Consider the following 269-nt stretch of genomic DNA (forward strand, 5'->3'; position numbering starts at 1 on the left):
GCTACTGGCCCTACTGGCGTAACGGGTAGCACTGGAGATACTGGTTCTACTGGTTCTACTGGTGCTACGGGTATTACCGGAGCCACTGGTCCTACCGGGGCAACTGGTATTACTGGACCAACGGGTCCTACTGGTGTCACAGGTATCACTGGAGTTACCGGACCTACCGGCGCTACGGGTATCACTGGAGATACTGGTCCTACTGGCGCTACGGGTATCACTGGAGCTACCGGACCTACTGGCGCTACGGGTATTACTGGACCAACGGG

1 pseudogene is annotated in these 269 nt (G+C 57.2%); it reads left to right on the forward strand.

Annotation, left to right across the window (positions count from 1 at the left end):
- Nucleotides 1-269: pseudogene (locus AMR95_RS06785) on the forward strand (collagen-like protein); the annotation flags it as partial.

This window comes from Bacillus sp. G1(2015b), assembly GCF_001482475.1.
Classification (GTDB): Bacteria; Bacillota; Bacilli; order Bacillales; family Bacillaceae; genus Bacillus; species Bacillus safensis.